At 65.8% G+C, this 21835-nt stretch carries 20 protein-coding genes; 11 read left to right on the forward strand and 9 right to left on the reverse strand.

Annotated elements, in window-relative coordinates; all coding sequences use genetic code 11:
• Window positions 1-204 precede the first annotated feature (204 nt).
• The 3 genes from TSA1_RS15910 to TSA1_RS15920 all read left to right on the forward strand — a co-directional run bounded on the left by TSA1_RS15910 (window position 205) and on the right by TSA1_RS15920 (window position 2708).
• The gene (locus TSA1_RS15910; RefSeq protein WP_007600538.1) at window positions 205-570 is read left to right on the forward strand and encodes a response regulator; all 366 of its coding nucleotides are present in this window, start codon (window positions 205-207) and stop codon (window positions 568-570) included.
• Window positions 571-648: 78 nt separating this feature from the next.
• On the forward strand, window positions 649-1839 hold the full coding sequence (locus TSA1_RS15915; protein ID WP_100177192.1) for a protein-glutamate methylesterase/protein-glutamine glutaminase: 1191 nt from the start codon (window positions 649-651) through the stop codon (window positions 1837-1839).
• On the forward strand, window positions 1836-2708 hold the full coding sequence (locus TSA1_RS15920; RefSeq protein ID WP_100177193.1) for a CheR family methyltransferase: 873 nt from the start codon (window positions 1836-1838) through the stop codon (window positions 2706-2708). The genes TSA1_RS15915 and TSA1_RS15920 overlap by 4 nt, the downstream gene beginning before the upstream one ends.
• Window positions 2709-2865: 157 nt before the next feature.
• Here the strand turns inward: TSA1_RS15920 and TSA1_RS15925 are convergent, their stop codons facing one another.
• A complete protein-coding gene (locus tag TSA1_RS15925; RefSeq protein WP_100177194.1) occupies window positions 2866-4026 on the reverse strand; it encodes a glutathionylspermidine synthase family protein in 1161 nt (386 codons plus the stop codon).
• A gap of 907 nt (window positions 4027-4933) precedes the next feature.
• Here TSA1_RS15925 and TSA1_RS15930 point away from each other — a divergent pair.
• Complete coding sequence (locus TSA1_RS15930) at window positions 4934-7789, forward strand: hypothetical protein (RefSeq protein WP_145984316.1); 2856 nt, start codon at window positions 4934-4936, stop codon at window positions 7787-7789.
• Between the two features lie 10 nt (window positions 7790-7799).
• Entirely contained in the window at window positions 7800-8147 is a 348-nt protein-coding gene (locus TSA1_RS15935) for a hypothetical protein (protein ID WP_100177196.1), read from the forward strand.
• 99 nt (window positions 8148-8246) lie between these two features.
• On the opposite strand, the gene TSA1_RS38865 is transcribed toward TSA1_RS15935, so the two are convergent.
• The 6 genes from TSA1_RS38865 to ctrA form a co-directional block, all read right to left on the reverse strand.
• On the reverse strand, window positions 8247-8513 hold the full coding sequence (locus TSA1_RS38865) for a hypothetical protein (RefSeq protein WP_145984317.1): 267 nt from the start codon (window positions 8511-8513) through the stop codon (window positions 8247-8249).
• Between the two features lie 40 nt (window positions 8514-8553).
• On the reverse strand, window positions 8554-8796 hold the full coding sequence (locus TSA1_RS15940) for a hypothetical protein (protein WP_100177197.1): 243 nt from the start codon (window positions 8794-8796) through the stop codon (window positions 8554-8556).
• A gap of 34 nt (window positions 8797-8830) precedes the next feature.
• On the reverse strand, window positions 8831-9088 hold the full coding sequence (locus TSA1_RS15945; protein ID WP_100177198.1) for a hypothetical protein: 258 nt from the start codon (window positions 9086-9088) through the stop codon (window positions 8831-8833).
• A gap of 102 nt (window positions 9089-9190) precedes the next feature.
• The gene (locus TSA1_RS15950; protein ID WP_100177199.1) at window positions 9191-9595 is read right to left on the reverse strand and encodes a hypothetical protein; all 405 of its coding nucleotides are present in this window, start codon (window positions 9593-9595) and stop codon (window positions 9191-9193) included.
• 2 nt (window positions 9596-9597) lie between these two features.
• The gene (locus TSA1_RS15955) at window positions 9598-10002 is read right to left on the reverse strand and encodes a DUF350 domain-containing protein (RefSeq protein ID WP_100181150.1); all 405 of its coding nucleotides are present in this window, start codon (window positions 10000-10002) and stop codon (window positions 9598-9600) included.
• Window positions 10003-10165: 163 nt separating this feature from the next.
• Window positions 10166-10867: a response regulator transcription factor CtrA gene (gene ctrA, locus TSA1_RS15960; protein WP_008138878.1), complete on the reverse strand. Its 702-nt coding sequence runs from the start codon at window positions 10865-10867 to the stop codon at window positions 10166-10168.
• A gap of 452 nt (window positions 10868-11319) precedes the next feature.
• On the opposite strand from ctrA, the gene fliI reads away from it, so the two are divergent.
• From fliI to TSA1_RS15995, 6 genes are all read left to right on the forward strand, one after another.
• The gene (gene fliI / locus TSA1_RS15965; protein WP_100177200.1) at window positions 11320-12645 is read left to right on the forward strand and encodes a flagellar protein export ATPase FliI; all 1326 of its coding nucleotides are present in this window, start codon (window positions 11320-11322) and stop codon (window positions 12643-12645) included.
• Window positions 12646-12766: 121 nt separating this feature from the next.
• Complete coding sequence (gene fliJ, locus TSA1_RS15970) at window positions 12767-13186, forward strand: flagellar export protein FliJ (protein ID WP_011084990.1); 420 nt, start codon at window positions 12767-12769, stop codon at window positions 13184-13186.
• Window positions 13187-13526: 340 nt separating this feature from the next.
• On the forward strand, window positions 13527-14072 hold the full coding sequence (locus tag TSA1_RS15975; RefSeq protein WP_097665711.1) for a sigma-70 family RNA polymerase sigma factor: 546 nt from the start codon (window positions 13527-13529) through the stop codon (window positions 14070-14072).
• A gap of 30 nt (window positions 14073-14102) precedes the next feature.
• The gene (locus TSA1_RS15980) at window positions 14103-15164 is read left to right on the forward strand and encodes an anti-sigma factor (protein ID WP_100177201.1); all 1062 of its coding nucleotides are present in this window, start codon (window positions 14103-14105) and stop codon (window positions 15162-15164) included.
• 160 nt (window positions 15165-15324) lie between these two features.
• A complete protein-coding gene (locus TSA1_RS15985) occupies window positions 15325-16284 on the forward strand; it encodes a helix-turn-helix transcriptional regulator (protein WP_100177202.1) in 960 nt (319 codons plus the stop codon).
• A 1155-nt stretch (window positions 16285-17439) separates the two neighbouring features.
• Window positions 17440-19902 (forward strand): putative bifunctional diguanylate cyclase/phosphodiesterase, encoded by a 2463-nt coding sequence (locus TSA1_RS15995; protein WP_174718916.1) that lies wholly within the window; start codon window positions 17440-17442, stop codon window positions 19900-19902.
• Here TSA1_RS15995 and TSA1_RS16000 read toward each other — a convergent pair.
• Window positions 19888-21156 (reverse strand): serine hydrolase domain-containing protein, encoded by a 1269-nt coding sequence (locus TSA1_RS16000; protein ID WP_100177204.1) that lies wholly within the window; start codon window positions 21154-21156, stop codon window positions 19888-19890. The genes TSA1_RS15995 and TSA1_RS16000 overlap by 15 nt on opposite strands.
• Window positions 21157-21219: 63 nt before the next feature.
• Window positions 21220-21783, reverse strand: a complete 564-nt coding sequence (locus TSA1_RS16005; protein WP_174718917.1) for a nitroreductase family protein — start codon at window positions 21781-21783, stop codon at window positions 21220-21222.
• Between the last annotated feature and the right edge of the window lie 52 nt (window positions 21784-21835).

Below are 21835 nucleotides of genomic sequence, written 5' to 3' on the forward strand. Positions count from 1 at the left end.
GGAAAATCCCGTCAACCTCGACCCCCGCATGGCCAAGCTCGCCGGCGGCGTCCACCGCCTCGACGGTCAGCTCATGGTCGTCCTCGACGTCGATCGCGTCCTCGAGCTCGCGCCCGAGATGATGGCAGCCTGATACGGCGGCCCCGCCGCCGACGTACCTGCAATTGGAAGTGCCCCCGCAAGGGGGAGGAAGCAGAGGTTCACATGCGCACTTGTCTCGTCGTTGATGATTCCAGCGTCATCCGCAAGGTTGCGCGCCGGATTCTGGAGGGGCTCGACTTCCAGATCCTCGAAGCCGAGGACGGTGAGAAGGCGCTGGAAGCCTGCAAGCGCGGCTTGCCCGACGCGGTGCTGCTCGACTGGAACATGCCGGTGATGGACGGCTATGAATTCCTCGGCCATCTCCGCCGCATGCCCGGCGGCGACCAGCCCAAGGTGGTGTTCTGCACCACCGAGAACGACGTTGCGCATATCGCACGCGCGCTGCATGCCGGCGCCAACGAATACATCATGAAGCCGTTCGACAAGGACATCGTGACGGCGAAGTTCCAGGAAGTCGGCCTTATCTGAGCGACCGGCCGGAGGAGGCCCCTCGGATCCTTCGGCGCCCGTTTTCAACTGTACCCTTTCAGTCTGAGTTGGTGAGTAATGAGTGTTGCGTTCGCAGGGAATTCGACCACAGGCTCGTCGCGCGAAGCCGGGCCGCTGCGTGTGATGATCGTCGACGATTCCGTCGTCATCCGCGGTCTGATCTCGCGCTGGGTCGGCGCCGAACACGACATGGAGGTCGCAGCTTCGCTGCGGACCGGGCTCGAGGCGGTCAACCAGCTCGAACGCATCAACCCTGACGTCGCCGTGCTCGACATCGAGATGCCCGAGCTCGACGGCATCTCGGCGCTGCCGCAGCTGCTGGCAAAGAAGCGTGATCTCGTCATCATCATGGCTTCGACGCTGACCCGCCGCAACGCGGAGATCAGCTTCAAGGCGCTGTCGCTCGGTGCCGCCGATTACATTCCGAAGCCGGAATCGACGCGCGAGGCGTCGGCCGCGGACATCTTTCACCACGACCTGATCCAGAAGATCCGTCATCTCGGCGCGCGGCTGCGGCGCAAGCCCGCGGTTGCGAGCCCGCCGCTGGCGCCCGCCACTCCGGCTCCGGCCCCGCGCGGTCCCGTGGCGCGGCCCGCCACTCCCGCGCCGGCCTTGCAGGCCCCGTCGTCGGGATCGCTGGTCACGCGTCCGTTCTCCAGCCAGGCCCCCAAGGTGCTGCTGATCGGCTCCTCGACCGGCGGGCCGCAGGCGCTGATGGCGCTCGTCACCGAGCTCGGCCCTGTGATCGATCGCTTCCCGGTGCTGATCACCCAGCACATGCCGCCGACCTTCACGACCATCCTTGCCGAGCATCTGGCGCGCTCGAGCCGTAAGCCGGCAGCCGAGGCGGTCGACGGCGAGCCGGTGAAGCCGGGACGGATCTATCTGGCGCCCGGCGGCAAGCACATGCGCGTCGCACGCAACGGCGCGGACACCGTGATCGCGCTCGACGACGGCCCCGCCGTCAATTTCTGCAAGCCCGCGGTCGATCCGCTCTTCACCTCCGCCATCGACATCTGGCACGGCAACATCCTCTCCGTGATCCTGACGGGCATGGGCTCGGACGGCATGCGCGGCGGCAAGGACATCGTCGCCGCCGGCGGCAGCGTGATCGCGCAGGACGAAGCCTCCAGCGTGGTCTGGGGCATGCCAGGCGCGGCGGCCAATGCCGGCATCTGCGCGGCGATCCTGCCGCTCAACCAGATCGGCGCCAAGGTCAACCGCCTGTTCGCGGGAGACCGCTCGTGACGCCCACCGATTACGACTATCTGCGCAAGTTCCTGAAAGAGCGCTCCGGCCTCGATCTGTCGCCCGACAAGCAGTATCTCGTCGAGAGCAGACTGCTGCCGCTGGCGCGCAAGGCAAGCCTTCCCGGTATTCCCGATCTCGTGCTGAAGATCAGGAACGGCGACGGCCGGCTTGCGACCGACGTGGTCGAAGCGATGACCACCAACGAGACCTTCTTCTACCGTGACAAGATCCCGTTCGATCATCTGCGCGACACCATCCTGCCGGGCCTGATCCAGGCGCGCGCGGCACGCAAGAGCTTGCGCATCTGGTCGGCGGCGTCGTCGACGGGACAGGAGCCTTATTCGATCGCGATGTGCGTGAAGGAGATGGGCGCGGCCCTCGCCGGCTGGCGCATCGAGATCGTCGCCACCGATCTGTCGCAGGAGGTGCTGGAAAAGTCGAAGGCCGGCCTCTACAGCCAGTTCGAGGTGCAGCGCGGCCTGCCGATCCAGCACCTGATGAAGTATTTCACGCAAGTCGGCGAGCTCTGGCAGCTCAACGCCGACATCCGCGCCATGGTGCAGTTCCGTCAGCTCAATCTGCTGCAGGACTTCTCCCATCTCGGCACGTTCGACGTGATCTTCTGCCGCAACGTGCTGATCTATTTCGACCAGGACACCAAGGCGGTGATCTTCGAGCGCATGGCCAAGGCGATGGAAGCCGACGGCACCTTGCTGCTTGGCGCCGCCGAATCGGTCGTCGGCATCACCGACGCGTTCCGTCCCATCACCGAGCGTCGCGGTCTCTACCAGCTCAACCCCGCGCGCTCCGGCCGTCCCATGGGCGGGCTGATGCCGCAGCCGCTGAAGCTCGCCGCGGCGAAGTGATTTCTTTGTCATTCCGGGGCCGCGCGTAAGCGCGGAGCCCGGAATCCATAACCACAGGCCATCGAAATGGGCAGGCGGTTAGACGTGGGGCCGTTCGATCTGCCTGTGGTTATGGATTCCGGGCTCGCTCGCTTCGCGAGCGCCCCGGAATGACACCTCACAAAATCGCGTGCGGCAGGAAGCGCGAGTGGTTGCCCGTGATCGGGCTCTCGTCCTCGCGGATCGACAGGCCGCAGGGTTCGTGGTTCACCAGCCAGCTTCCAATCACCGGATAGAAGCCCGAGAAATTCGGCAGCGGTGACAAGGCCTGTCGCACGAAGCCTTCGGCGCCGTAGGGACCTGCGTGCGCGTCGAGCGCCATGCCGCCGGACACGATCGTGACGTTGGCGCCTTCCCGCGACAGCAGCGGCTTGCGCACATAGGACGTGCCGAGCTCGGCGGCGCGCGGATCGTCCTCGAAGAAGGCCGGCAGCAGATTGGGGTGGTTCGGAGACATCTCCCAGAGCAGCGGCAGAATGCCCTTGTTGGAGAGCACCGCCTTCCACGGCGGCTCGATCCAGCGCGTCGCGGCGGCCTTCAACTTTGCGCCGAAGGCGTCCTGGAACATCCATTCCCAGGGATAGAGCTTGAAGGCGAGCGCGATGTCGGCATCGTCGAGATCGACGAAGCCGCCGCCCTGGTCGCGCCAGCCGACCTGCTCGATGTCGAGCAGCCTGGTCGAGAGACCGGCCTGGCGCGCGGTGTCCTCGAGATAGGCGAGCGTGCCGGCATCCTCGGCGTTATCCAGGGTGCCGGTGAGGTGGACGTGGCGGCCAGCTGCAATCTCCTTCCACGCCGCGATCAGCCGCTCGTGGATGGAGTTGAACTGATCGGCGCGAACGGGAACGATGCGGCGCTCGAGCGTCTGCTCGAGCCAGGTCCATTGAAACACCGCGGCCTCGAAGATCGAGGTCGGCGTGTCCGCGTTGTATTCGAGCAGCTTGGCCGGCGACTTGCCGTCGTACTTCAGATCGAGCCGGCCGTAGAGGCTGCGGTCGTCGCGCTGCCAGCTTTCGGCGATCAGGCTCCAGAACGCTTCCGGGATCTGCAGGCGCCGCAGGTGCCGCTCGTCGCCGATGACGCGGCCGGCGAGCTCCAGGCACATCGCCTCGATCTCGCCGGTCGGCGTCTCGATGCCGCGCTCGATCTCGTCGAGCGTGAAGCCGTAATAGGCGCGCTCGTCCCAATAGCGTTCGCCGTCGATGGTGTGGAAGACGAAGCCGCATTGCGCCGCGGTCTCCCGCCAGTCGTCGCGCTCCAGGCAGGTGATGCGCTGCATCCGCTAGCCGCCGCTGTGCCCATGGATGATTCGACCACCAATGATTTGACCACCCCTCATGATGGGCAGGACCGGTCTCGACGTTTCATGGCAATTCAGTCTCCGACGCTCTGGCCTTGAACCAACAGTTTCCACCAGATCAGTGTCTCTCGACAAGCCCGGGAGCGATACGCCGACAGTCAGAATGTCGGCGCCGGCCGGAAGGTCGCGGACGGGGCTACGCGCACCGGCGCACGCGGTGCGAGTCGAAGCGAGGAGCCGGCGAGATTCCCCGGGCCGACGCCGGAAGGTTTGACCGTCGGTACGTTCTTCTTGTGGATCTCGGCATGACCGTATGAGCCGACATCTCCGCCGGACGATCCTCCGCCGCCCTGGCAACTGCATGACTTATTGTACCATTGGCCCGTCTTTGCGTCATACCAGGCGCCGTTCTCCCGAGACGTGGCATAGGTGGTGCACTGCCAATGCTGGCCGCCCGGACAGTGTCCTTTGGCCTGAGCCGCAGTGGGTATCGCCACCGCAGCGTATACGAGTGCTGCATGGATCGCGGCGGCGAACGCTGATGTTTTCTCGCGCCTCATGGCCTGGCCCTCGTGGACGCGAGCCAGGATGCCTGTGCGGTCGGGCCGCACGTTGATGTGCGTCAACGGCGAGAGGCGTGGAGTTCGATTCGCGGGCTCGGCATCGTCGCGATACCGCTGAAGGTTTCATTGTAAGGCCCTCTGCGGTTCTCGCTTCATTTCGAGAATCGAACGTTTGTTGATCCCGCTCAAGTCCGACGGTGGAGATCGGGCGTCAACTACATATTGGTGTTTCATCAGGATCATCGCCAATGCAAACCCGTATGCCCCGCTCGATTCCACCTGAGCAAAATCATCGTGCATATCGGGGCGGCCGGCTGCGCGCCGTGTTGTTTGCCGCAGCGTGGTTCGGCCTGTTTGCTTGCGCTGAAGCCGCGGCGCAACCGGTCGGCATCGTTGCCAATGGCAACGCGGTCGTCACGGGATTCTCGGGGGCGATGCCGCCCGCCGAAATTCCGCCCGGTGTCGATCCCGCCGACAAGACGGCCATCGACCTCAACGGGCCGTCGGCGCGCGTGCTCGATCTGCAGTCGCCGGGTGCGCCCCCTCAGGCGCAAATCCTGACAGCGCCAAAGCCTTTCACTGTCACCGCCGGTCAAACCGGCCAGCTGTTCGGTGTCGCGCTCGACAATGCGACGCCGCCGAACGTGTTTGTCGCTGCGACGTCGGCTTACGGCTTGCCCATCGTCATTCCGGCCGGAGCCGGCCAGTTCACGCGCATCAAGCAGGGCGCGCCCAAAGCCGCCTTCATGCCGGGCCTGTTCGGGCCGCCGCAATCCGGCGGCGGTCCCGGCTCGATCTGGCGGATCGATGGCGCCACCGGTGACGTCCGGCTGTTCGCCAACGTGACATTCGAGGGGGCACCCAATCCCGGTCCGGCGCTCGGCGGGCTTGCCTTCGATGCCTCATCCAACACGCTGTTCGTGGCCGACCGCGCCACCGGCATGATCCACGCTTTTGACTCCACCGGAACGGAGCGCGCCCGTTACGATCATGGCGTGCAAGGGCGCAGCGCCGCCGGCCTGCCGCCGGTGCCGTATGATCCCGCCGGGCGTCTCGATATATCGAGTCCAAAGTTCCGCACTGGCGATCCCGTGACCTGGGGCTATGCCAATTCGCAGCGTCTGATCTTCGGTCTCGCTGTGCGCAACGGGCGCCTGTATTACGCCGTCGCCAAGGACCTGCAGATCTGGTCGGTGGCGATTGCGCCGAGCCTTGGCGCCGATCCGCGCCTCGAGCTCAGCGTTGCGCCGGGACCTGGTCCGAGCGAAATCGCCAAGATCGCGTTCGACGATCAGGGGCGCATGTTGCTCGCCGAGCGCGCCGCGCCGAGCGGCGCCTATGACTTCGATGTGCTGACGAAGGAGGCGACGGGTCGCGTGCTGCGCTATCTGCCGGCGCCGCCCGGCACCAGCGGGCCGCAGTGGCAATTGCAGCCCGACGAATACGCGATCGGCTTTGCGCGTCAGATGCGCAACGGCAATGGCGGCGTGGCGGTCGGCTTCGGTTACGACGATCAGGGTCGGATTGATCGTGCCGCCTGCGGACAGTTCCTGTGGTCGACCGGCGAGCAGTTGCGCAATTCGAACGATCCCGCGATCGCCGCGCAGCTCGCAGCCGGCGGTCCGGCCGAAGTCAATGGCGTGCAAGGCAATGACATCATGGCCGTGCGGCCCGCCAACGTGCCGCCGTGGCAAAGTTACTTCATCGACTATGACGACCAGTTCCAGGATCCGTCTGCGCGCGGCCATCTCGGCGACATCGCGGTTCTGCGCATCTGCGGCCAGGCTGGGTTCAATCTGCCGGGCTGGTACCGGCCGCGCGTCGCGCTGTTTCCGGGCTTCTTCTGGTATCGCCTGCACGGCAAGAAGCCGCCGCTGCTCGATTGCCCGCCAGGCTCGGGCAACCAATGCGCCTGCCCGCCCGGCACCACCCAACAGCCCGGCTTCCAGTGCTGCCCCATCGGCATGTTCCCGGGACCCAATGGGCAGTGCGCATCGCCGTGTCCGGATGGATCGACAGATCCCGGCAAAATCGAAGCCTGCTTGAACGGCTTCGATCCGAACTCTTTCGATCCCAATGATTGGTCGAAGCTCGGCTGTCTCGATGGTTCGAAGGCCGTTCACGATGCCAACGGCTATCATTGTCCCACGTTCAAGTCGCCGGTCTGCCCCGCAGGCTTCGAGCCGGATCCATCGAGCGATTTCTTCGGTTGCAAGCCGACGGCTCAGGAACAGGCGTGTTTGCAGATTCTACCGAATTTCAAGCAGCCCGGCCTCGATGGCAGCTGCTTGCAGCTTTGCCCGTCTGGTTCGTGGGCGTATACGGCCAACCAGTGCTGTCCCGACGGCACGCTGCCCGGCCCCGACGGCAAATGCAGCAAGCCGCAGCACCCTTCGTGTCCGCCCGGCCAGTTGACGTCGAAGGGCATCTGCTGCTCGTCGACGACGAAACCTCAGCCCGATGGCACGTGCTCGCCGTCGAAGCTGCAATGCCCGGCCGAGCAATTGACGGTAAGCGGTGACTGCTGCCCGCCCGGCTCGAAGCCGCAGCCCGATGGCAGCTGCCAGCCGCCGCTCAAGCAGGGATGCGCCCCCGAGCAGCTCACGCCCAACGGCACGTGCTGTCCGACTGGGACGAAGCCGCAGCCCGACAACAGCTGCAAGCCCCCGGTCGTCTGTCCGCCGGACACCAGTGTCGATCCGGTGACCGGTCAATGCTGTCCGCCGGCGACGGCGGTCGCCGGCACCAAGGCGGCCTGCAGCTGTCCGACCGGACAGATGCTGATCAATGGCAAATGCACGTCGGACGCACCGCCGGCTGCAGGCGGCTGCTTCGCCGGCTATGTGAAGTTGCCGAATGGCTCCTGCTGCCTTGGCTCGCAGGCGACGTCAGGCGGCCAGTGCTGTCCGGTCGGACAGAAGCCCGATGCCGACAAGCGCAAATGCGTGCCTGCGGGAGGGACGACCTTCGTGCCGGCCACGCCGCATCTGCCGGCGCCGGTCGTCGCGCCACGCGGCAAGCGCGGCAAGGTTGTCGTGCCACCGCCACCGCCGCGTCCGCCAACCGTGGTCGTTCCGCGGCCGCCGAAGCGTGTCGTGCCGCCGAAGCAGTTCACGCCGCGTCCGGTCGTTCGTCCGACGCCCGCCCCGCCCCGCATTCGCCGACAGATCGAACAATAGGGGAGACATCATGAAGTATCGGAAGCTCACATCGACAGCACTCGCGATCGCAAGCCTTGCCTGCGTTGCCACGTTGAATGCAGCCAGCGCCGGCATCTCGGCTGGACCCGGCGGCGCCTCGGAGCAAACTGGGACGCAGCAGCCGGTGAGGTTGGCGCAAACGGCGACACCTCAGACGCAGTCCGTGAAGAAGACCAGGACCAAGACGAAGAGCTTGAAGGTCGAGCACCCCAAGACCAATTGGCTCAATCCGCAACCCGAGCCGCCGATGGCGGGCAAGAAGCCGGTGCAGGGCAACAACTGGCTGAACCCGCAGCCGGAGCCGCTGCGACCGGACACGACGAAGAAACTGCAGTAGGGACGATCCGCAAACGTCGTTCGCGGCGTGCCGGCATCCATGCAATAAAGACGCGCGATGGCATGTGCGCCATCGCGCGTCCAAATTCGTGCGCCCGCGTCAGTCGTTGGGGCCGGGGGATTTGTTCTTCTTCACCGTCGGCACATTCTTCTTGTGAACCTCCGCCTTGCCGCCGCCACCATAGCTTCCGCTGCCCGACTGATTTTCACATTTGCACGGCATTGGGGTGGTGTTCGGCGGACGGTCGTTCTGCGGTGGCGACAGGCAGACCCGAACCATCCCAGGCGGGCAGGGCCCGGCTTCCACGGCGGCGGATAGGGTAGCCAGCGCGAGGAGGGCGAGAGCCGACGTCATGACGATACGCATCGTTGCACCTCGATTGTTGAAGGATGGAGCTGATCCGGGCTCAGTCGTTGGGACCGGGCGACTTGTTCGGCTTCACGGTCGGCACGCTCTTCTTGTGGATCTCGGCCTTGCCGCCGCCACCCAAATTCCCGCTGCCCGGTGCATTCTCGCAATGGCACAGCGGCGGACGCATCGTATGAGGCCGGCATACCTCCACCGTTCCGGGCGGACAGGGCGCGGCCTGGACGGCAACGGGCAGCGAAGTCAGCGCGAGCAGCGCCAGTCCTGATATCGTCACGCGCATCGTTGCACCTCGGTTGTTTGAGATTCGAGCCAGCTCAGTCGTTGGGACCGGGCGACTTGTTCGGCTTCACGGTCGGCACGTTCTTCTTGTGGATCTCGGCCTTGCCGCCCCAGGTCGGACTGCCGGGCGTATTCTCGCAGTGGCAGCGGGGCGGACCCATCGGCGGACGGTCCCGCGGTTGCGGATCGCAGACCTGGACCATGCCGGTCGGGCACGGTGCGGCTTGCACGCTGGCCGACAGCGATGCCAGCGCGAGGAAGGCCAGTGCCGACGTCAACATCACACGCATCATTGCACCTCGATCTTGGTGGCCACGCGGGCGCACGATCATCGAGGTTCACAATACAGAGCCGCAGCTGGCCCGGATTTGACGCGTCTCAATCTCGCAGCGGCTTTAGCCGCCGCCCGAGAAGCCGTGGCCGAACGAGCCGAAGCCGCCGCGGCTCACGCTGCTGTGGCCGGAGTCGGACGACGACGTTCCCGCCGAAGAATGGCTCGATGAATCGCTGCTGAAGAAGCTCGATCGCGACGACCAGCGCGAGCTGCTGCCGCCCGACGAGCTGCTGCCGCTGCTGCTCGTGCAGGTCGTGGTCGCCTGCCCCGGCACGGCGCCGGGCGTGGGCTCGCAGGTCTGCCGCGGCATCAGCGTGTAAGCGGTGGTGCCGACCGCGAGCGTGCCCATCACCAGCAGCGCGACGTGGCCCGAGCGCTTCACCGGCTCCCGCGGCGGCAGCGGCAGGTCCGCCGGCAGGCGCGGCCGGCGCCTGCCGAACTCCTTGCTGGTGGGTTTCTCGGCCATGGTCAGTAGATCATGCAGGCGGCGTTCAACAGGCCCGCGGCGAGCGAGGACAGGCCGAGCCAGATCGCCGGGGCAAGCTCGCCGGCGGAGATCCGCGCCGACAGGTTCGGCACCGGGACCTTCACCAGGAAGAACACGATGACCTGCACGACCAGCGCGATCGTCGCCCAGATCAGGCAGTCCAGCACATTGGCCGAATGCGCGATGGCGCTGACCAGCGGCGCCACGAAGCCGAGCAGGCTGAGGCCGAGCGCGATCGCCGCGGCCGGCTCGTTGTCGCGGATCAGCTGGAACTCGTTATGCGCGGTGATGCGGGTGTAGACGAACAGATACGCCACGATCGCGATCAGCCCGGTGCAGAAATAGACCAGGAAGGCGGGCAGGCCGGCCAGTGATTGCAGGATCATCATTCCCCCATCGTGCAGCGACCATTCGTCGGCGGGGGAAGGGTAGCGGTTCAAAGCTTAAGGGGGAGATGAAGCATCCCCCAAAAAACAAAACCCCGCCATTTGCGGCGGGGTCCAGGCTGGGAGGAGCGAGCCAAGGGGGCTCGCGACGTAAACCCTGAGATCAGGCGGGAATGCGCTCTTCGTGCTCGTGCGGCTCGCGCAGCACGTAGCCGCGACCCCACACGGTCTCGATGAAGTTGCGGCCCTCGGAAGCGTTGGCCAGCTTCTTGCGGAGCTTGCAGATGAAGACGTCGATGATCTTCAGCTCGGGCTCGTCCATGCCGCCATAGAGGTGGTTGAGGAACATTTCCTTGGTCAGGGTCGTACCCTTGCGGAGCGAGAGCAGCTCCAGCATCTGGTACTCCTTGCCGGTCAGATGCACGCGCTGGCCGCCGACTTCCACCGTCTTGGTGTCGAGGTTGACGACGAGGTCGCCGGTCTGGATGACCGACTGGGCGTGACCCTTGGAGCGGCGCACGATCGCGTGGATGCGGGCCACCAGCTCGTCCTTGTGGAAGGGCTTGGTCATGTAGTCGTCGGCGCCGACGCCGAGACCCTTGACCTTGTCCTCGATGCCGGCGAGGCCGGAGAGGATCAGGATCGGTGTCTTGATCTTGGAGACCCGGAGCTGCTTGAGCACGTCGTAGCCGGACATGTCGGGCAGGTTGAGGTCGAGAAGGATAATGTCGTAATCGTATAATTTACCGAGATCGACGCCTTCTTCCCCCAAATCGGTCGTGTAGACGTTGAAGCTCTCAGACTTCAACATCAGCTCGATCGACTGCGCGACGGCGCTGTCATCTTCAATCAGCAAAACGCGCATGCCAGTTCCCCATAGTCGCCGCTCCTGGGCGTCAGGTCGGCCGCATTCGCGGCACTCAACAAAACGCCTTTGAACAACTGATTCGGATCCTGACAACAGATGGTTAACAAATCCTGATTCTGGAACGCAAGTCCCCCCGGGTGCAATTTTCGTCGAATCGCCCTAAGGTCTTGCGCGTGAAGCAGCTTTCGTCACCCAGCTCCGTTCAAGTTCCACTTTAAGAGACGGACCTAACCGACTCCCGCGACTCAGCCTTCTTCTGAAGGGGAGTCACGCTCAGTCACAAAGACAGTGACGCAATGATTAATGATGCGGGTAAACACGAAGTTAAGCTCCGTTCAGAAATATGGCGAAACTTAAGGTTTTCACCGTGAAGTCCCGGGGATCGCTGGAGCGACCACCAGCTTATATGAAGGCCCTCATATGAAGGCGCTGCTGATGAAGGCTCCCCGATGAAGGCGCTTGCCGAACAGATCGGCGACATCGACGGCATCAACATTTATGGCCGCGTGGTCGGCGTGCGCGGCCTGATGGTCGAGGTGGCAGGACCCATTCACGCGATGTCGGTCGGCGCGCGGCTCGTGATCGAGACCGGCGCCAACCGTTCGATTCCCTGCGAGGTGATCGGCTTCTCCGGCAACAACGCCGTCGTGATGCCGTTCGCCGGCCTCGACGGCGTGCGCCGCGGCTGCAAGGCCGTCATCGCCAATGCCGCCAATCTGGTGCGGCCCTCGTCCGCCTGGCTCGGCCGCGTCGTCAACGCGCTGGGCGAGCCGATCGACGGCAAGGGACCGCTGCCGCAGGGCGCCTCGCCGATGCCGTTCCGCAATACGCCGCCGCCGGCGCATTCGCGCAAGCGCGTCGGCGCGCCGCTCGATCTCGGCGTGCGCGCGATGAACACGTTCCTCACCTGCTGCCGCGGCCAGCGCATGGGCATCTTCGCAGGCTCCGGCGTCGGCAAATCGGTGCTGCTGTCGATGCTGGCGCGCAACGTCGATGCCGCGGTCAGCGTCATCGGGCTGATCGGCGAACGCGGCCGCGAGGTTCAGGAATTCCTGCAGGACGACCTCGGCGAGGAGGGTCTGGCGCGCTCGGTCGTCGTGGTCGCGACCTCCGACGAGCCGGCGCTGATGCGCCGCCAGGCGGCGTATCTGACGCTCGCGGTCGCCGAATATTTTCGCGACGAAGGCCAGGACGTGCTCTGCCTGATGGATTCGGTGACGCGCTTTGCCATGGCCCAGCGCGAGATCGGCCTGTCCGCCGGCGAGCCGCCGACCGCCAAGGGCTACACGCCGACCGTCTTCACCGAGCTGCCGAAGCTCTTGGAGCGCGCCGGCCCGGGCCTCGGCGAGGGCGCCATCACCGCGATCTTCACGGTGCTGGTCGACGGCGACGACCACAACGAGCCGATCGCCGACGCCGTCCGCGGCATCCTGGACGGCCACATCGTGATGCAGCGCTCGATCGCCGAGCGCGGCCGCTACCCCGCCATCAACATCCTCAAATCCGTCTCCCGCACCATGCCGAAATCGGCGGATCCGGAGTTCTGGCCCGTGATCCAGAAGGCGCGGGCGGTGATGGCGACCTATGCCGACATGGAGGAGTTGATCCGTCTCGGCGCCTACCGGGCCGGCTCCAGCCCGGAGGTCGACGAGGCGATCCGCCTGCACGAGCCGCTGGAGGCCTTCCTGCGCCAGCGCAAGGACGAAAATGCATCGCTGGCGGACGGCTACCGCCAGTTGGCGCAAATCCTCGGCAATTTGGAAACGGAACGCTAACTTTGTCCCGTCATCATCCGATCCCACAGAGTAGCAGAGCCGGTCTGGGCCCCCATCGGGCCCGTGGGGTGACCGGTATCGTCCCACGTGCAGCGGGGGGACTTCTGGGGAGTACGAGTCGATGAAGTCACGAGATACCCTCATTCGCCTGAAGAAGTTTCAGGTCGACGAGAAGCGCCGCCGGGTCACCCAGATCGAGACCATGATCGCCGATTTCCAGCGGATGTCGGTCGATCTCGAACGCGAGATCCAGACCGAACAGGAGCGCGCCGGGATCAACGATCCCTCGCACTTCGCCTATCCGACCTACGCCAAGGCGGCGATCCAGCGCCGCGAGAACCTGACCCGCTCGGCCGACGAGCTCAAGGGCCAGCTCGACGAAGCCAAGGCCGCGCTGGCCGAGGCCTTCGAGGAGCTGAAGAAGGTCGAGCTGCTCGACGAGCGCGACCAGGCCCGCGAACGCGCCGAGGAGAACGCCCGCGAGCAGGCCGACCTCGACAGCATCGGCCTGATGCGCGCCCGCATCGGCGCCGTCGCCTGAGCGCGCCGGCAAGCCCGACCCACCGAGAAATCCTGAAAACCCGGACCCGCAAGGTCCGGGTTTTCGTATGTGCTGTCCACAGTGTGGCGCCGCAGCCCTTGGTGGACGGCTTTGCCGCGCGCTATGGTGGTGGGGGTTCACCTCTCCCCGCTTGCGGGGAGAGGTCGGATCGGCCCGGCGATGCGGAGCATCGTCCGGCGCGATCCGGGTGAGGGGGACTCTCCGCGAGTCCGTCTGCAACTTCCTTTGCGGAGACTCCCCCTCACCCCGACCCTCTCAGGGCGAGCCTAGCTCGTCCCGACCCCGCAGGCGGGGAGAGGGAGGAAGATGAGGGGGCTGAATGCTGACGCCAGCAGAGCTGGTCGGATTGATTGAGGCGGTGGCGAAGGGCGATCAGGCCGCTTTCGAGCGCCTCTACGCCGCCACGCGCGCGAAACTCTATGGCGTCGTGCTCCGTATCTTGCGCCGACAGGATCTCGCAGAGGAGGTCATTCAGGAGACCTACGTCAAGATCTGGAACGGCGCCGGCGGGTTCAATCCGGCGCTGTCCTCGCCGATCACGTGGATGGCCTCGATCGCGCGCAACCGCGCCATCGACATCGTACGCAAGAAGTCGGAGGTCTCCATCGAGGAGGAGCCTCAGGCGATGGAGGTGGCGGCCGACAGCCCCGACCCGCTGGCGCGCCGGGAGATGACCGAAGAGCTGAAGCGGCTGCTCGAATGCGTCGGCCGGCTCGAGCCGGACCGTCAGCGGCTCGTGCTTCTCGCCTATTACAACGGCTGGAGCCGCGAGCAATTGGCGGAGAAGTTTTCAGCGCCCGTCAACACGGTGAAGACGTGGCTCCGGCGCAGCATGTTGGAGATTCGGGAGTGCCTCGGACTATGAATGCATGAGGATGGTTCTGGACCGCAATTGATGGCCTATTCGGACGACCATATCGCGCTCGCCGCGGAATATGCGCTCGGTACGCTCGATGCCGACGAGCGCGCGCAGGTCGAGACCATGATGGCGGTGGACGAGGCGTTCGCCGCGATCGTGCAGGCCTGGGCCTATCGGCTCGGTGCCCTCAACCAGATGGTCGGCGCGGTCGAGCCGCGCCCGATCGTGTGGGAGAACATCAGGTCCGAGATCGCGCGCACGGCGCTGGCGCAGCAGCCGCCCGTAGCTGCCGAGGCATCGCCGCCGCCGCCTCCGCCTGCATCGGAGCTACCCGCTTCGGAGGCCGCGGAGTCCGCGGGCGATGCGCCGCAGTCTCCCGTCGTGCCGCATGCCGAAGCCGCCCCGCCGCAGATGCCGCGTCCCGAGCCCGACGCGCTTGCCGACGTCGCGCCGCAATTCATCCCGCAAGTTCACGCGCCGGATCTCGCCGTCGCGCGCGCGCCGCAGGCGGCGATCGTCGACGATGGCAATGTGATCCGTCTCGAGAGCCGGGTGAAGCGCTGGCGCGGAATCGCATCCGCCGCCGGTGCGCTCGCGGCCGCGCTGCTGATCACGCTGTCGCTCCAGATCTTCCTGCCCGACGCGTTGCCGGGCGCCTTGCGTCCCGCACCGCGCATCCAGACCGTGGAAGTGAAGATTCCGGCCGCGCCGCTCGCGACGTCGGCGCAATATGTCGCGTTGCTGCAGGGCCAGGCCGGCGGGCCCGCCTTCATTCTCACCGTCGACGGTGCGACCAAGAACTTCACCGTGCGCAAGGTCGGCGCGACGCCGGAGCCCGGCAAGAGTTTCGAGCTCTGGCTGATCTCGGACAAGCTGCCGCGTCCCCGTTCGCTCGGCGTGATCGGCACGAGCGATTTCACCGCGCGTCCGCTGCTCGCCGGCTACGATCCCGACGTCGTCAACGGCGCGACCTACGCCGTCACCGTCGAGCAGGCGGGCGGCTCGCCCGACGGCAATCCGCACTCCGCGCCGGTCTTCACCGGCAAGCTGATCGAGACCGTGCCGCCGGCCCAGCCGCAGGCGCCGGCCCAAAAATAGCTCCCGTAGCCTGTCGCCACGGTCCGTGCCACCGTCGCATCCCGACAAGTTCCCTGAATCCGCCCTCGATTTGAACCTCGCCGCAATTGGCAGCGTCAAATTTGCGGAAATTGCAGTCGGCGCCGCCGATCGCGGAGCCGAAAGAGGGGCTAGACATCAGATGGATGCAGCGAAAACGCCGGGCATCTTCGTTCACCAGTACACCGGCCTGCCGCAAGGGCCCGCGTTCGAGCATTGGCGCGAGCGGGCCCTGGGGCCCTGCGGCCTCGAGATCGGGCCGAGCCGCGGCGACAGCATCGATTGCCGGCTCCAGATCAGCGTGGTCGACAACATCGCGCTCGCCATTCCCGAAGGCGCCTCCGCGCAATACACGCGCAGCCAGAGCCAGCTTGCCGACGGCAGCGACGATCTCGTGCTGATCGCGGCCCATGCCGGCCTCGTCCGGGTCGGGCAGAACGGTCATACCGTGGAGCTTGCGCCCGCGCAGATGGTGCTCGTCGACATGGGCATCACCGGCTCGGTCGGCCACACCATTGACGACCGCTTCACCACCATCCGCATGCCGCGCCGGGCGCTGCTCGAGATCAATCCGCGCGCCGAGGACAAGCTGTCGCAAGTGCTCAGCGACGGCGCGGTCGCCGAGACCATCTTCCGCTACCATGCGCTCGCCGCCAACCACGCGCCGCATCTGGACGCGGTCGGCCAACGCCTGACCGCGCAGCACATGGTCGATCTCGTCGGCCTGCTGCTCGGCACCGATGCCGAGCATGCCAGCCTTGCCCGCGGCCGCGGCCACGCGGCGGCGCGTCTCGACCTGATGCGCGCCGACGTGATGGCAGCGCTTGGCCGCAACGATCTCTGCCTGTCCGAGATCGCGACGCGCTCTGGGCTGAGCCCGCGCCAGGCGCAGCGCCTGTTCGAGCAGGCGGGCACCACCTTCACCGAATTCGTGCTCGAGCAGCGCCTGCTGCAAGCGCGAAAACTGCTCGGCGATCCCCGCGCCAGGGCGCGCAAGATCAGCGACATCGCGCATTCCTCGGGCTTTTCCGACTTGTCCTATTTCAACCGCGCCTTCCGCAAGCGCTTTGGCGCGACGCCCTCGGAGCTGCGCGAGGCGTAGGCCGCGAGCCATAGCCTTGTAGCCCGGATGGAGCGCAGCGCAATCCGGGGTTCTTGCCTGATGGCGCGAAGGTCCCGGATTATGCTTACGCTCCATCCGGGCTACCAGATATCGTGTTGCCCGTCGGGCAAAACACCCAAAATGCCGGTCAATCCGCGCCGCCGAAAATATTCCACTTTACCGAATTTCGGAAAGCGCGTATGTGTCGCGACAACCCGGCCCAAGGAAGAGGGGCGTATCGCGATCGTCACGAACGCGGGCCGGGCGGCGGTGGACGCTGATGGCATCGGCGCGAAGGGCTTTGCAGGGCAGGCAACTGTGAGCAAGGCGCCTCGCGCACACGACCGGTGCGATCGGCGTACGGCAAAATCGTGTGGTCCTGGCGCCCGGGGTCTGTGCGCCAAGTCTTGTGGTGATGTGCATTGCTCAACCGGGCAAGCGCGTCAGCCATCCGCAAGGCGACGGGGGCAATAGTGCAACGCTCCCCGGGGAGAGCACGACATAAGCCGTCAACCCACTGCGCAGGGAAGGCCGGGATGTCCTGGCTACACCTGTATGCCGCTGTGCAGCTTCTTGTCACGCAGGATTCGCACAGTGGATCGCGGGTGCCAGCCGGCGCCCGGTCTTCCCTGCGCCCTCTCCATTCAAGAGGGCGAAGCGATCAGGCAAAGCTCGGGCGAACAAGCCGCGAGGACGCGAAGGCGTGTCTGGGATGAGGGTGCTGCGAGCTGTCATCTATGACCGTCACCCTGAGGCGCCGGAGCGAAGCGGAGGCCTCGAAGGGCGACAGCCCGGTTGCACCTCGGCCGCACATCCTTCGAGGCTCCGCGTGCGATGCGGTCGCATCGCACGCCTCGCACCTCAGGATGACGGAATCGACATTGTCGCCGCGGAAAGATTTTTGGATGCTTCCGCCTTCGCCGAGGCTTCCGCGGACAAGTCGCTGCGCTCGCAATGACGGCGCCGAAACGGTGTGCGGAAATATGTGCACCGATGCATCGCCTTCGCACCACCGTCATAGTCTCTAACGCGCACTAACCAACACCCGACTTAAAACTGTCATAATCGCCGTACGGAACCCGTGCCTGCGCGTTGTTTACATGTCGTTAAGTGCGCCTGCATTGGATGCGCCGTGAAAGTGCGTTGGGGACTGCCATGACTGCCGCAAGGAAGATGCCGGGAAAACCGGCCGCCGAAATGTTCGACGACATCCCGGTGCTTCGGCGCAAATGGCGCGCCGCGTTGAAGCCGGGCGACCGGCTGCCGCGCTACGAAGACGTCATGCTCGGCAGTCTCGGACGGCTCGCCGATCACATCGCGCTTCTGAGAAACGACGGCAGGCTCGAACTGTCGCGCAGCGGACGCTACGTGCAGAAATGGCTCGGCGAGGAGCGCTGGGACATTGCGGTCGCGGAGCTGTCGCCCGATTGCGCCACGGCGCTGTCGGAAGCAGCAGGCATCGCGCTCGCCACGGGGCAGCCGCACCAGGCGAGCGCGCATTGCGTGCGCGACGGCATGGTCAGGACCTACGATGTGCTGGCGCTGCCGACGGCCTCGCGCTGGGGCGCCACGCTGGTCGGCGCCTATATCAACGAGCGCGGCGCGCAGTACAATCTCCTGGACGCGATCTTCGCCGCGACCGACGACGCGGTGATCTCGCTGGCGACAATGCGCGATGCCGGCGGCAAGCCGTTCGATCTGCAGGTCGTGCATCACAACAACAGCGCAGGCACGCTGCTGAATGTCGCGAACGGCAGCCTGTTGTGGCGGCGGATCGGCGAGGGGCCCACGCTGCTGGCCTTGCCCGAGATCATGGACTTCCTGCTCAAGGCCGTCGCGGGCAGTCGCGGCGAGCAGCTCGAGATCGAGCACGGGGATCGCCACCTCCGCTTCAGTGCCACCGCCTTCGCCGACGTTGTCTCGCTGACGATCTCCGATGTCACCGCCTTGAAGCGGCGCGATGCCTCGTTTCGCCTGCTGTTCGACAACAACCCGATGCCGATGTGGGTGTTCGACGCCGAGAGCAAGGAGTTCCTCAGCGTCAACGACGCCGCGATCCAGCATTACGGCTACAGCCGCGCCACCTTCCTGCGCATGAAGCTGCACGAGATCTGGCCCAAGGATGAATGGGACAGCCACACCGAGGCGCTGGAGCGCGTCGGCGACGCCTATCATTCCTCGCGCAACTGGCGGCATTTGCGCGCCGACGGCAGCGAGATCGAGGTGCTGACCTTCGGCCGCCGCGTCGCCTTCGACGATCGCGACGGCTATCTGGTCGCCGTGGTCGACATCACCGAGCGGCGCAAGGCCGAGGCGCGCATCGCGCACATGGCCCACCATGACGGGCTCACCGACCTGCCGAATCGCGAATATTTCCAGGAGCGCCTGAAGCAGGCCCTGGAGCAGGCCGGCGACAAGCGCGTCGGCGTGCTCTATATCGACCTCGACCTGTTCAAGAACATCAACGATTCCTTCGGTCATCCCGTGGGTGACCGCCTGCTCAAGCAGGTTGCCGAGCGCCTGACCACCGCCGTCCGTGGCGTCAATCTGGCGGCCCGGCTCGGCGGCGACGAATTCGCGGTGATCCTCGCGGCCGACGTTTCGCCGAACGAGGCCAGCGCCTGTGCTGGCCTGCTGATCGACATGCTGAAGGCGCCCTATGACCTCGACGGCCAGGAGATGGTGATCGGCGCCAGCATCGGCATCGCGCTGTCGCCCGGCGACGGCACGACGCCGGAAGAGCTGATGCGAAACGCCGACATGGCGCTGTACCGGGCGAAGTCCGACGGCGGCGGCGTTCACCATTTCTTCGAGCGTGAGATGGACCTGCAGGCGCAGAAGCGCCGCGACATGGAGCTCGATCTGCGCCGTGCCTTCGCCAACGGCGAGTTCGAGCTGCACTACCAGCCGCTGGTGTCGATCGCCTCCGACCGCATCTCCGGCTTCGAGTCGCTGCTGCGCTGGCGTCATCCGGACAAGGGCATGATCTCGCCGGCGGAGTTCATTCCCGTCGCGGAGGACATCGGCCTCATCACCCAGTTGGGCGAGTGGGTGCTGCGCGAGGCCTGCGCCGAGGCGGCGAAATGGCCTGCCGACATCAAGGTCGCGGTCAATCTGTCGCCGGCGCAATTCCGCAGCCGCAATCTGGTCCAGATCGTGATCTCGGCGCTGGCGCAGTCCGGCCTGTCGCCGCGGCGGCTCGAGCTCGAGATCACCGAGTCGATCTTCCTGGCCGAGACCGACGCCAATCTCGCGATCCTGCACCAGCTGCGCGAGCTCGGCGTCGGCATCTCCATGGATGATTTCGGCACCGGCTATTCCAGCCTGAGCTATTTGCGCAGCTTCCCGTTCGACAAGATCAAGATCGACCGTTCGTTCGTGAAGGATCTGGCGGAGCGTCCCGATTGCGGCGCGATCGTGCGCGCGATCTCCGGCCTCGGCCGCAGCCTCAACATCACGACGACCGCCGAGGGCGTCGAGACCGAGGACCAGCTCGACTGGCTGCGTGCCGAGGGCTGCAACGAGGTGCAGGGTTTTCTGTTCAGCGCGGCGCGGCCCGCGGCCGAAATCGCAAAGCTGCTCGCCGATTTCGGCCAGCGTGCTTCACGGGCGGCGTAGTCCCTCGGGGAAGCAATCGTAGACCAGCGCCTTGAAGGCGGGCGTGATGCGGCCGCGCTCGGTCTGGGTCTGCTGCATCATGAGGTAGACCATGTCGAGCTTGGGATCGACGCCGAAATAGGTGCCGCTGCCACTGTCCCATTTCAGTTCGCCGAGCGAGCCCGGCGGCGGCGGTTTCGCGTTGCCGGGATCGGTCCGTACCGCAAGGCCGTAGCCATAGCCGAAGCCGTCGCCGGGGAAATAGAAATAGTCGCGTCCAACCCCGGAGCCGGGCCCGATGTGATCCGTCGTCATCGCCTTGAACGCAGCGGGGCTCAGATAGCGCCGGCCCGCGAACGAGCCGCCGTTGAGCAGCATCTGCGAGAAGCGCTGATAGTCGGTGATGGTCGAGAGCAGGCCGCCGCCGCCGGATTGCCATTCCGGATGGTCCAGACGTTCGCGCTCTCCAGCGAGCAGGATGAAGTCGTTCGGCAGCGGCCGCGCCATCCGCGCCAGCTCGTCCTCGGTCGCCAGCGCGAACTTGGTGCTGTTCATGCCGAGCGGATCCAAGATGCGAGCTTTGAGGAACTGGTACAGCGTCTGGCCCGAGACGATCTCGATGACGCTGCCGAGCACGTCGGTGGAATGGCCGTAGCGCCACAGCGTCCCCGGCTGCCGCGCCAGCGGCAGCTTGGCGATGCGGTCGGCGAATTCCCTGTTGTTGAATTGCCCTTCGAAGATGTTGGCGGCCTGGTAGGCCTGCTCGACCCATTTGCCGCCGATATAGTCGTAGCTGATGCCCGAAGTGTGCCGCAGCAGATCTTCGATGTTGACGGGACGGACTGGCGGCACGAGGTCGAGTTCCAGCTTGCCGTCCGGCTCGGTGACCTCGAGGCCGACCTTGGTGCGGGAAAACAGCGGCACGTATTTCGACACGGGGTCGGTGAGGGCGAGCTTGCCCTCGTCGATCAGCATCATCGCGCCGAGGCACGTGATCGGCTTGGTCATCGAGTGGATCGCGAAGATCGTGTCGGGCGTCATCGCGAGGCCCGTCCTGGTGTCGCGCACGCCGAACGTCTTGAGATAGACCGGCTTGCCGTGCTGCTGCACCAGGATCACCGCGCCCGGCAGCCGACCGCTGCTCACCTCGTTGTCGAAGAATGCAGTGATGCGGTCGAGCCCGTCGGGCGAGGGGGCGGGGATGTCGGCGGCCCGGCTTCGCACCATCGTGCCGGCGAGCAGCGTTGCTCCGACCAGAAAATCACGACGCTTCATCCGGGCTTCCTCCCTCGGCGGGATCAAAGCCGCAAGGCGTCGTGGGCGTCAACACGCCATCGATCAAAAACGCGTCACGATTTCCGAAAGGAACGGTCGCGGACGGTCCTCGCTCGGCTTGGTCGGCGTGCCCACGTGAATGAAGCCGGCGAGTTTCTCGTCCGGCTTCAGGCCGAGGCCGTCGAGCACGTCGCGATCGAACGAGAACCAGCCGGTCAGCCAGCAGGCGCCGTAGCCGAGCGCGGTTGCGGCCGTGACGATGTTCATGGCGCTGGCGCCCGCCGACAATTCCTGCTCGAACGCCGGCACCTTCGGATGCGGTCTGGTGAAGCTGACGATGCCGATCACCAGCGGCGCATCCATCAGGCGCTTGCGCTCGGTCTCGACGTCGGCCGCCGGCGCGCCGGGATTCTTCCGCGCAAACACCTTGGCGATCACCTCGCCGGCACGTGCACGGGCATCGCCCTCGAAAATGATGAAGCGCCAGGGTGCGAGCTTGCCGTGGTCGGGCACGCGGGCGCCGATGGTCAGGATCGTCTCGAGCTCGGCCGGAGAGGGGCCGGGCCCGGTCATCTCGCGCGGCTTGACCGAGCGGCGGGTCTTCAGGAGTTCGATGGCATCGGGCACTGCGATATCCTCTTCAAATGGTCTGCGGGCGTGCCATGCCGAGATAAGCATG

Origin of the sequence: Bradyrhizobium nitroreducens (assembly GCF_002776695.1) — a bacterium.
Classification (GTDB): Bacteria; Pseudomonadota; Alphaproteobacteria; order Rhizobiales; family Xanthobacteraceae; genus Bradyrhizobium; species Bradyrhizobium nitroreducens.